At 66.3% G+C, this 9,950-nt stretch carries 9 protein-coding genes; 4 read left to right on the forward strand and 5 right to left on the reverse strand.

Annotation, left to right across the window (positions count from 1 at the left end; all coding sequences use genetic code 11):
- The 3 genes from HMPREF9440_RS03295 to HMPREF9440_RS03305 all read right to left on the reverse strand — a co-directional run.
- Positions 1-785 (reverse strand): energy-coupling factor ABC transporter ATP-binding protein (locus HMPREF9440_RS03295; RefSeq protein ID WP_148516331.1); only part of this gene is annotated, 785 nt, incomplete at its 3' end.
- Positions 786-790: 5 nt separating this feature from the next.
- The gene (locus HMPREF9440_RS10435; RefSeq protein ID WP_008541496.1) at positions 791-1,579 is read right to left on the reverse strand and encodes an energy-coupling factor transporter transmembrane component T family protein; all 789 of its coding nucleotides are present in this window, start codon (positions 1,577-1,579) and stop codon (positions 791-793) included.
- A complete protein-coding gene (locus tag HMPREF9440_RS03305) occupies positions 1,551-2,201 on the reverse strand; it encodes a hypothetical protein (RefSeq protein WP_008541497.1) in 651 nt (216 codons plus the stop codon). The genes HMPREF9440_RS10435 and HMPREF9440_RS03305 overlap by 29 nt, the downstream gene beginning before the upstream one ends.
- Before the next feature lie 650 nt (positions 2,202-2,851).
- Between HMPREF9440_RS03305 and HMPREF9440_RS03310 the strand changes: the two genes are divergently transcribed.
- The 4 genes from HMPREF9440_RS03310 to HMPREF9440_RS03325 all read left to right on the forward strand — a co-directional run bounded on the left by HMPREF9440_RS03310 (position 2,852) and on the right by HMPREF9440_RS03325 (position 7,887).
- Positions 2,852-3,628, forward strand: a complete 777-nt coding sequence (locus HMPREF9440_RS03310) for a molecular chaperone TorD family protein (protein WP_008541498.1) — start codon at positions 2,852-2,854, stop codon at positions 3,626-3,628.
- A 13-nt stretch (positions 3,629-3,641) separates the two neighbouring features.
- Positions 3,642-5,678, forward strand: a complete 2,037-nt coding sequence (locus HMPREF9440_RS03315) for a sensor histidine kinase (protein ID WP_008541499.1) — start codon at positions 3,642-3,644, stop codon at positions 5,676-5,678.
- A gap of 2 nt (positions 5,679-5,680) precedes the next feature.
- Complete coding sequence (locus HMPREF9440_RS03320) at positions 5,681-6,334, forward strand: response regulator transcription factor (protein ID WP_040763402.1); 654 nt, start codon at positions 5,681-5,683, stop codon at positions 6,332-6,334.
- A 173-nt stretch (positions 6,335-6,507) separates the two neighbouring features.
- Positions 6,508-7,887, forward strand: coding sequence for an RNA-binding domain-containing protein (locus HMPREF9440_RS03325; RefSeq protein ID WP_008541501.1), 1,380 nt, complete (start codon positions 6,508-6,510; stop codon positions 7,885-7,887).
- Positions 7,888-8,004: 117 nt separating this feature from the next.
- Here HMPREF9440_RS03325 and dsbI read toward each other — a convergent pair whose 3' ends face one another.
- The gene (gene dsbI, locus HMPREF9440_RS03330) at positions 8,005-9,546 is read right to left on the reverse strand and encodes a disulfide bond formation protein DsbI (protein WP_008541502.1); all 1,542 of its coding nucleotides are present in this window, start codon (positions 9,544-9,546) and stop codon (positions 8,005-8,007) included.
- Between the two features lie 9 nt (positions 9,547-9,555).
- Complete coding sequence (gene dba, locus HMPREF9440_RS03335; protein ID WP_008541504.1) at positions 9,556-9,723, reverse strand: disulfide bond formation protein Dba; 168 nt, start codon at positions 9,721-9,723, stop codon at positions 9,556-9,558.
- Between the last annotated feature and the right edge of the window lie 227 nt (positions 9,724-9,950).

The following is a 9,950-nucleotide window of genomic DNA, read 5'->3' on the forward strand; positions in this document are numbered from 1 at the left end:
TGCCGAAGCGCCCGGCCGGCGCCTTCGTCCGAGAGCTCCCGCACGCCCGCGCGCCCCGCGATCTCTTCCAGGGTGCCTCTCGCCGTGATGCGGCCCGACTCCATCAGGATCACTTCGTCGGCGACGCCGCGAAGCCATTCAAGACGATGGTCCGCGACCAAAACCGCCCGGCCGCCCGCCTTCACTTCTTTGAGGACGTGCGCGAGCGCGGCGCGGCCGGCTTCGTCCAGGTTGGCGGTAGGTTCGTCCAAAAGCACCACCTTGGGACCGAGGGCGAGGAGCCCCGCCATGCCCGTCAACTGCTTCTGACCTTCGGACAACACGTGGATGTCCCGCGTCCATTCCGATTCGACCCCCATCCGGGCCGCCGCCGTGCGGGCGCGCCGCTCGGCGTCCCCGAACGCCACCCCGCGGGCGCGAAGCCCGAAGGTGAGTTCGTCCCCCACGGAGAGCGCGAAGAACTGCGATTCCGGATCCTGCATGAGCGTCCCGGCCACCCGTCCGACGGCGCCGAGTCCGGCACGTTCGGGTTCCAACCCCGCCACCCGGACCGTCCCGCGGATCAAGCCGCCCGTGACGTTCGGGATGACGCCGTTGACGACCGAGAGCAGCGTCGACTTCCCCGAGCCCGAATGCCCGGTGACGAGCACCACGCGCCCCGGCTCCAGCGTGAGGTTGATGTCTTCCAAAACGTTCTTCTCGTGGTCGTACGCGAAGTCGAGGTGCTCGATGCGGATCAACGGTTCCGTCACGGCCTTTTCCAACTTGTCATGGTTCGTCGTCATGATGGTCACCCCGGCATCGCCACTTCCGGCGCCATCCAGTCGCCCAACGTCAGCCACACCACGACCGTCACGACGGTCGCGAGAAACGCCGCCCGGCGGGTCGTGCGCGTCTCGCCCGAGACGGGCGGACGGGGCTTCGGCGTGAGCCTGCCCGTGACGCCCTTCATCTCGGCCGCGAGCCCGAGGTTCTCGGAACTTCGGAGCGCTCTGAAGAGCACGGGCATCAACGCCATGCGGGCGCCCTCCAACGGGTGCGCCAACCAGAACCTCGCGTCGATCCCCTTCATCCGCAGCGCCGCGCGCACCATCCGGACGTCATCCATGAAGGTCGGGATGAAGCGGATCATGACGGCGGCGGGAAGGTAGACGACGAAGGGGAGCCGGAGGTTCTCCAATACCGCCATCAGGTCTTCGACTTTCGACGAGAGAGCTAACACGAGGACGACGTTGAGCATCGCCAGGCCCCGGAGGAACGGCGCCCCCAGCGCCGCCGGGCTCACGACCGCGTCGCCCCCGACGGTGATCCCCATCGCGAAGCCGCAGGCGACGGCGAAGAGCACCAACACCACGGCGTGAACCTTGACGAGGAGCGCGGGACGCCGGAGCGTCGCCGCCCAGGCGAGCGTCAGCGCCCAAAGAACGATCAGAGGCACCGGGCCCTTCAGGATCCCTGCGAGAACAGCGGTGACGGCCACGAGTACGCACTTCGTCGCGGCGTCGACGCGCTCGGGGAAGACGCGGTGCGGCGTCCCCGTCCTCTCTGACTTATGCGAAGCGCTTGAGGAAGCCGGCATGGCGCAACTCCTTGACGGTGGAACGGGCGAGCCAAAGGCCGAAGAGCGTGCCGGTCGCGCCCAAGAGCACCACCGGCACGACGACCTTCATCAGTTGGGGACTCTCGCGCAGGAACACCCACCCGACGGCGAGCGCGACGAATTTGGCGATCAATTCGGAGACGCCCACGGCGAGCCACGGCCGACGCCAGAACATTTCCCCGAAGAAGGCGCCGATCACGGCGCCGGGCGCGAGCATCATCGCGGAGCCCGACAAGAGCGACCCCACCATCACGGTGACCGCCGTGTAGATCATGATCGTGCCGGGCTTCGCGACCTTGACGAGAAGGACGACCAGAAGCGTCGCGACGACGGTGTTCTTCAAAATCAGCGCGAGGGGATTCAAGCCGCCCCCGGCCAGCGCGATCACGATCGCGGAGAGCTTCGCCGCGGCGGCGAAGACCCCGATGAGCACAAGGTCGCGGGCGTTCAGTTCCCCGCCGAAGAGCGCGGGGACGCGTCTCCGCTTGGGTGTGAAGGCGTCGGCGGCGTCTCCTGCGCGGGAGGCGTCCGGCCGGAGGTCCGCGTCGGTGCGCGGAGCGGATTCGGCGGCATCGACGGCCGCGGGAAGCGTGGTCGTCAAGGTCGGAGGTTCCGTTTGGCGTGAAGAGAAGTGAGGGCTCGCCCGCGGGTGTTCAGGCGGGCCGCAGGCATCCGGCGCGAACGCCGAATCCGTCCGGTTCGCGTGGCCCCGGCTGCCCTCAAAATCCCGTTGGGATCAGGTTCTTGCGCATTCTATCGGAGTAAAGGTTCACGGAGCCTTAACGGCCTGTTCGGGAGAGAAACGCCCCCAAAGAGATGTGTCAAAGGACCTAAGCGAAACACCCCATATGATCCCCCAAAGGATCTACTTATACTTTGCGCCGACCGCGTAGGGAAAGAGATGTCAACCACGTCCCGCGAGGTCCACAGCGCCGATCTTTCGGAGAGGAGATCCCATCGACCGGCCGTCCGCAGTCTCTCCGGTCCCGACCACACCGGATCGAGCGGCGGACACACCCACGGGGCACGAACGACAACGACAAGACCCCGACACGCTCGATTGGCGTCCCGGTCCTTGCACGGCGGGACGCCGATTTTTTTGTCGATCGGCCGGCACCGCCGCCCGGCCGGCCGCACCCATCCGCGAACGGCGCACGCCCGCACGCCCCGCCTCACCCCCTCCGTCTTGAAGAATCCGCCCGCACCCCGCACAATGCGCAGGTATCCACTTTTGAAGCCCCGCAGGTCCGCATGACGAAGCACGCCGCCCATTCTTTCGACAATCCTTTCGAAGATCCGACCGACTCCGACACCGACGCCGCCCCGGCGAAGCCCTCGTGGGCGGACCGCCCCGGGAACCCCTTCGAAGCGCCCGCGGAGAACGATCCTGCGCCCGACGTCATGACCCTGGTCGGCCGAGCTGACGGTCGAGCGACGGATCCGAAGCCCCTCCTCGAATCCCGCGCCGACGAAGATCTCATCGAATGGATGATGGGTGTGGGGCGCTTTTTCGCCGCCGCCGGCGTCACGCTCTCGCGCGGCGCGGCGACCCCTGAGCTTCTGCGCTCAAGGAACCGAGCGCTTCGTTGGGCGATGGGCTTCGACATTCTGGAGAGCACCCTCAGGGACGACGTCCGCGAGGCGTTGAAGCTTGACGACGACTTTCACGACGCGCCCGACCCGCAGCTCATCCGCGAAGCGCACGTGCGCGGAGAACCCGAGGCGGCGGAAGCGGCGGACGCCGTCTACCGCCTCTACGGCTTCACGACGGGGGACGACCTCGCGCCCGACCATTTGGGCCGGGAACTCCTCTTTTACGGCCTCATGACCGAGCGCCTCCACGCCGCAGGGGCGGAGGGCGACCGCGAGGCGGTGGAGGCGCTTTTGACCGACGCCGTCGACTTCCTCGCCCAGCATTTGGACTGGGTGGAGCGGATCCCGGCGGCGGGGATCGATCCCCGGCACCAACTGCTTCTCGCCGTCGTCCGTGCGGTGATCCGCGCGGAGCGGGCGCTCACGATCGAGTAAGGGACGTCGGACCATGCGCAGGGTCGGCAAGGGTTTCGGCACTCTCTTCGCGCTCGCGGTCCTCGCGGGCGGCCTTCTTTCGCCCGCCGCGTCCGCCATGTCCACCATGTCCGCTGCGCCCGCCGCATCCGCAACGTCCTCCCCCGAGCTCGCCGACGTCACCTCGTCGGCGAGCATTCACCTCCAGTTCCCCGACATCGACACGCTGCGGGTCGGGATCATCACCTTCGTGCGGCCCTCGCCCTTTGAGGCGGTGGTCGATCCCACGTTGGCCCAGCTCGCCCGCACCTTCGGCGAGGACCGGATCGAAGTCACGCACTACACGCTCCCCGAGCTCGCCCAAGCCGTCCGCAAGGGCGAGGTCGACGTCTTTCTCGCGAGCTCCGGGTTCTTCGTGCGGCTCGTGGCGGACGGCGCGCGAAGCCTCGCGACCGTGGTCTCCCGCGACTACCCGGACCCCAACCACAACGACGGCTCCGCCCTGGTCGTTTTGGAGAACCGCGAGGATCTCGCGACGTTGGACGACCTGAGGGGGAAGCGGCTTCTCACGAGCACCAAGGACGGCTTCACGAGCGCGCAGGTGCCCTTGGCCGAAATCGCCCGCTTGGGATACGACCCCGAGAAGTTCTTCTCGACCGTCACCTACATGGGCGGCGGCCGGAGGATCCACGAGGCGTTCGACCTTCTGCGCGAAGGCGAAGCCGACGTCGTGAACGTGCGCCTCTGCTTCTTCGAGGAATGGCTCGAAACGCACCCCGAAGACGAAGGGCGCTTCCGGGTTCTGAACCGCAAGGACGGTCCCGGCGAAGCCTGCCGCCGCTCGACCGACCTCTACCCCTCGTGGACGATTGCGTCGACGGCCGTCACCGCCCCCGACGTTTCCAGGCTCGTCACGCGTGCGCTCCTTGAGATGCCGCCCGTGGGCGAGAAACAGCTCTACTGGGGCGTCGCGACGGACTTCTCGAGCATCGACCAACTCTACCGCGACCTCAAAACCGGTCCCTACGCATACCTGCGCGAGTGGACGGTCAGGCGTTTCGTGTCGGAACACCGCGAGTGGTTCATCCTCGCCGCGCTTCTTGCCTTGGGGTTGGTCGGCCATTCGGTCCGCGTCTCCCAACTCGTGCGCCGCCGCACCCGTGCCCTCGTCACGGCGCTCGACACGCAAAAGCAACTCGAGGACAAGGCCCGCGCCGCGGGCGAGCGCTTCCAGAGGCTCGAGCGAATCGGCGTCGTCGGGCAGCTCTCCACGATCTTCGCGCACGAGATGCGCCAACCCCTGGGCGCGATTTCGCTCTACAGCTTCGCCCTCCGGAAGATGGCGCAGGCCGCGGGGAAGACGGACGGAACGCAATCCCCCGGCACCGTCCCCGCCGCCAGCATCCTCGACGTGCTCGAGAAGCTCGACCGCCAGACGGCCCGCGCCGACGCGATCGTGACGAAAGTGAGGAGCTACGCCAAGCGTCAGGGCGCGAGCCGGAGCGTCGTCGCCTTGAAGGACCTCGTCGGCTCCGCCGTCACGGACCTGCGGATCACGGGCCGCTGGAAGTCGGTGATCGAAACCATGCCGATGGAAGAGGTCGACATCGACGCCGACCCGCTCGAAATGGAACTGGTCGCCGTGAACCTCACGAAGAACGCGCTCGAATCCCTGGACGCGCAGGTGAGGGACGGCACCTTCCCGGCGTCGACCTCCTACGTCTCCCCGACCGTCATCGTCTCCGTCACGCGCGAGACGGTCGAGGGCGAACCCCACGCCGTCCTCACCGTCACGGACAACGGCCGGGCGGTCGACGACGACCTTCTCACGTCGCTCGCCGACATGGCGTCCTCCTCCAAGTCCGAGGGGCTCGGGCTCGGCCTCTCCATCGTGCGCGGGATCGTCGAGAACCACGCCGGACGGCTCACCTTCGGCCGGAGCGCCTGGGGGAGCCTCAGCGTGCGGGTGACGCTGCCCGTCGCGAAGCCCAAGACCGCCGCGCCCGACCCGTCCGAATCCGAAGCATCGTCCGAAACACCCGGCACTCCCGCCGCTCCCGGAGGCCTATGACCATGACCGCCCGTCCTCTTCCTTCCGAGACCGAAACCGCCTTCGCGAAGAAGCGCACCCTCATCCGCCTCGTCGACGACGATGCGGAGCTGCGCGACGCCCTCCAGTTCGTGCTCGAACTCGAAGGTTGGAAGACCGCGGCCTACGGCCGCGCGGACGACTTTTTGAAGGCCGACATCCCGAGTGCGCCGGGCTGCGTCGTGATGGACGTGCGGATGCCGGGGCTCTCCGGCCTTGAAGCCCAGGCCGCGATGAACCGTTTGGGGCTGACGCTCCCCATTATCTTCTTGACCGGTCACGGAGACGTCGACATGGCGGTCTCCGCGATGATGGAGGGGGCCGCGGACTTCATCCAAAAGCCCATCGACAACGAGCGGCTTTTGGCCTCCATCGCCCGCGCCGCGGTGAAGAGCCTCTCCAAAGTCGAAGGCCTCACCACCCCTGCCGAAGCCCGCCGCCGCTGGAGCGAACTCACCGAGCGCGAAGCCGGGCTCGCACGGCTTCTCGCCCTCGGCCTCACCAACCGCGAGATGGCGGAGCGCCTCGGGATTGCGCTGCGCACCGTGGAGGTGCACCGCGCGTCGGTCTTGAGGAAGTTGGGCGTCAAGACGCCGCAGGACGTGGCGGCGTTGATGGAGGAGGCGGAGGCCGTTTGAGGCCTTTCCGCCGGGAACGACCCGTTGGAGAACTTCCCGGTCGGGCCGATTCGAACGGCCGCTTCAATTCAGCATTCCAACAATCTCACGTGAGATTGTTGGAATAGACCTGTTTTCCGTGAGAAAAGCGCGGTAGATTGTCGGGGTCAGCCACCCTTCTGAAGAGGTTCAGGATGATCCCCTGCTCCGACACCTTCACCGACGCCTTCCTCCCCAAACCGCGCACCCCGGCCGACCACGCCCGGCTTCTGCGCACGATCGCGGCGTTCGCGAACACCGCGGGCGGGAACCTTTGGATGGGCGTCGCGTCCGACGGCACCGTCACCGGCCTCCGCGACCCGAACGATTTCGAACGCCAACTTCCGGACCTCCTCCGTGACGGGATCCAACCCTGTCTCCTCCCCTTCGTCGAGACCGAACGGGTCCGACTCGACGGCAGGACCGTGCTCCGCCTCCACGTGGAGGCCGGCGCGATGAGGCCCTGCGTCCCCGCGCCCTTGTACAAGACCGAAACCGAAACCGAGCCCGAGCCCGACGGCACGGTCTGGGTGCGGCGGGGGAAAGCCGTCGCCCCGGCCACTGCCGACGAGATCGCCGCGATGGTGCGCGCCGCCAACCCGACGCCCTTCGAAGCGCGGACCGCCCTCCGGCAGGACCTCACCTTCAACGCCTGCGCCGGGATCTTCCGTCAGCGGGGTCTGCCCTTCGGACACGAGGAAAGCGCACGGCCCGGACAGTCCGTGAGCCCCGGGCTGCCCGTGAACCCCGAAGCCCTTCCCCCTGGCTTTTGGGACCGCCGCCGACGGGCCTACACCAACCTCGCCCACATCTGCTCGGACCAGAGCGAACACGCACTCGTCCTCACCCGCTTTGCGGACGACGGGAAGCTCCGGGTGCTCGATGCCGAGTGCGTCGCGGGATCGGTGTTCGAACACTTCATCCGCGCCGAGGACTTCCTCGATCGCGCGGTCGGCCGCGGTCAACACCTCCACGTCCGGCCGGACGTCCTCCGGGAGGCGTTGGCTGCCGCGCTCACGCTTCGCGACTACGCCCGGAAGACTTCGCTCCTCGTTGACGTGACGCCCTCGAACGTGACGTTCTCCGTCATCGGCGGGCTCACCGAGCCAATGAGCCCCGCCGACGCCGCTCTGCGGCTCCGCACCGACTGCCGCAACCCCGAACTCCTCCGGCTCTTTGACCGCTTGGGCCTCACGGCCGGGATCGGCACGGGGATCGAGCTCATCCGCGACTGGGCCAAGGGCTCGTCCGTCGAAGCGCTCCTCAACGTGACGACTTCCTCCGTGACGATCACGCTCCCGAGGCTCCCCAATCCCGACGACCCTGAGCACGCCTTCCCCGACCGGCCCGAGTTCGGCGAGGTGCTTACGCTCCTCGCCGTCCGGGGCCAGACCGCGCCGATCGCCCGGAAGAACGTTCAGAAAGCCCTCGGCTGGTCTCAGACCCGCACGATCACGGTCCTCGCCGTCATGGTGGAGGCGGGGCTCCTAGAGAAGGCCGGCGGCCGCTCGACGCTCTACAGGTTGAAGGGCTGAAGCCCCGCCCTGCGCCCGGCCGCCTCCGGGACCCCAAAAAACGGATCGGGCCGCTCCTCCCCCCAGGAAGAGCGGCCCGATCACATTCACCTCAGGTGAAGCTTCAGGAGCAGCGGATTACTTCGCGGCTTCGAGCGTCACGATGCGGTTGCCGTCGAGGATTTCGAACGTGTCTCCCGACTTGACGAGACCGCGGATGTCGGTGAGGTCGGCAGGCAGAGCCTTCACGTCGACGACCTGTTCCGTGGCGAGGTCGATGGCGATCAGAACGTTGAAGTTCTTCGACACCGCCCAGAGGCGGCCGTCTTCGTAGACCATGCCGGTCACGTAGAGTTCGCCGAGGCTGCGGCCGTCCTTCAGGAGGTCGGACGTCGGCTTGAATTCACCCGAGAGCACGAAGTCCGACTGGAGCGCCTTCGAGATCACGAACGTCTTCTTGTCCTTGTTGTCGGGGACCGTCGCCATGTAGACGTACTTGCCGTCCGTGGCGGAGGAGTGCACGTAGAACATCTTCGCGCGTTCCGTGCCGATGCGGCCGCGGCCGAAACCGTCCACCGCTTCGACCTGATCGCGGCCCGTCGTGAAGTTGGGCCAGCCGGTCACGTCGTCGGCGTTCGGGTTCTTGCGGATCTTGAGGAACGACTTGTTCATGCCCATGAGGACGTAGGCGTCGTCACAGAATTCGGTGACGCCGACGATGTCAAGCACATTGGCCGAGAACCAGGGGTCCATCGCCGCGTGGACGACGGGCTTCAGGTCTTCGCCGAGGAACCAGAAGTCGTACTTCGACGTCACGACGTATTCGCCGCGGATCTTCTGGAGGGTGTTCAACTTGGCGTCGATGCCCTGGATGTCGCGCGTCGCGGTGACGGCGAGCTTGCCGTTCACGTTCAAGGGACCCTTTTCGGCATCGTGTTCGAACGTGATGCCGAGCTTCTTCTCGTTCGGGGCGTACGCGAAGTCGGGATCCTTCACGTCGCGGCGGCCGAGGAAGTTGATGCCGGCCCACATGCCTTCCCAGGACTCATCCGACCACTTGATGTACTTGGTGTTCCAAGAGAAGCGGTAGGGGTCGCCCTGGCCCCAGTTCGGGGGAAGACCCGTCGACCAAAGCGCCTGGAAGGAGTTGGACCCAATGATGAAGGCGACGATCCCGAAGGCGATCTTGTAGAAGCCGGTGAGCGGACGGAAGGGCTTGCCGCGCATTTCGGCGATCAGCGCGTCAAAGCGGGGCGCAAGGAAGGTCGCAAGGCCGAAGAGCATCACGACGCACCAGAACACCACTTCAGCCCAGAACTGGGTGTGGAGCCCAAAGATGTCGAGACCGAAACCCTGGCCGACGTCGCGGAAGGCGTGGTTGCCGAGGTGGCGGAACGAGGAGTAGAGGCCGATCGCCGCCATGACGAGCATGGTCGCGAGGTACTTCGGCTTGAAGCCGTAGCGCACCATGAAGAGCGCGACGACGCCGATGTAGGCCATCTGCTGACGCTGACCCCAGCAGAGCGTGCAGGGGCTGTCGCCCATGAGGTAGCCGAGGATGATGTTGGCGATGCCGACCGGGAGAAGAACGATCAGAAGACCGCCCCAGCAGACGATGTCGTAGAAGGTCTTGGCCTTCTTGATGTCCGTTTCGTTAACGGGCTTGGCGTAATCCGTCATGTCCGCTCCTTAGAGATTCAACTGGCCGAGAATCGCCGTCGAGACGTGCCCGACGTACATGAAGACCACAACGGCCCAACCGCCGATCGTGAGCCACCAGGCGAGCTTTTCCTGCTCGGGCTTGAAGATCAGCAGAAGGACCGCAACACACAAAAGAAGAAGCTCAACGAACTCCATGGCTTGCGTACCTTTCGAAAGGTTGACGGCGTCAGGGGATGGATGGGCGTCTTGACGCGCCCCGGAACTCGACGCCGAAGAGAGTGCGGCGGATTCTTGCACACCCCGAAGCGTTTCCCAACATGTTTTGCAACTCGATTAGGTGTTTTTGCTTACGATCAAAGATTTAGGCGTTTGTCCGGAATCGCTTGACAATTTGCGTTCGCCTCAGAAAGCGCGGGGCGTCT

This window comes from Sutterella parvirubra YIT 11816, assembly GCF_000250875.1.
Taxonomy (GTDB): domain Bacteria; phylum Pseudomonadota; class Gammaproteobacteria; order Burkholderiales; family Burkholderiaceae_F; genus Sutterella; species Sutterella parvirubra.

Excerpts from the sequence above, each read along its gene's own strand:
- HMPREF9440_RS10435 (WP_008541496.1), bottom strand. The coding sequence starts at position 1,579 with ATGCCGGCTTCCTCAAGCGCTTCGCATAAGTCAGAGAGGACGGGGACG.
- HMPREF9440_RS03310 (WP_008541498.1), top strand. The coding sequence starts at position 2,852 with ATGACGAAGCACGCCGCCCATTCTTTCGACAATCCTTTCGAAGATCCG.
- HMPREF9440_RS03315 (WP_008541499.1), top strand. The coding sequence starts at position 3,642 with ATGCGCAGGGTCGGCAAGGGTTTCGGCACTCTCTTCGCGCTCGCGGTC.
- HMPREF9440_RS03320 (WP_040763402.1), top strand. The coding sequence starts at position 5,681 with ATGACCGCCCGTCCTCTTCCTTCCGAGACCGAAACCGCCTTCGCGAAG.
- HMPREF9440_RS03325 (WP_008541501.1), top strand. The coding sequence starts at position 6,508 with ATGATCCCCTGCTCCGACACCTTCACCGACGCCTTCCTCCCCAAACCG.
- dsbI (WP_008541502.1), bottom strand. The coding sequence starts at position 9,546 with ATGACGGATTACGCCAAGCCCGTTAACGAAACGGACATCAAGAAGGCC.
- dba (WP_008541504.1), bottom strand. The coding sequence starts at position 9,723 with ATGGAGTTCGTTGAGCTTCTTCTTTTGTGTGTTGCGGTCCTTCTGCTG.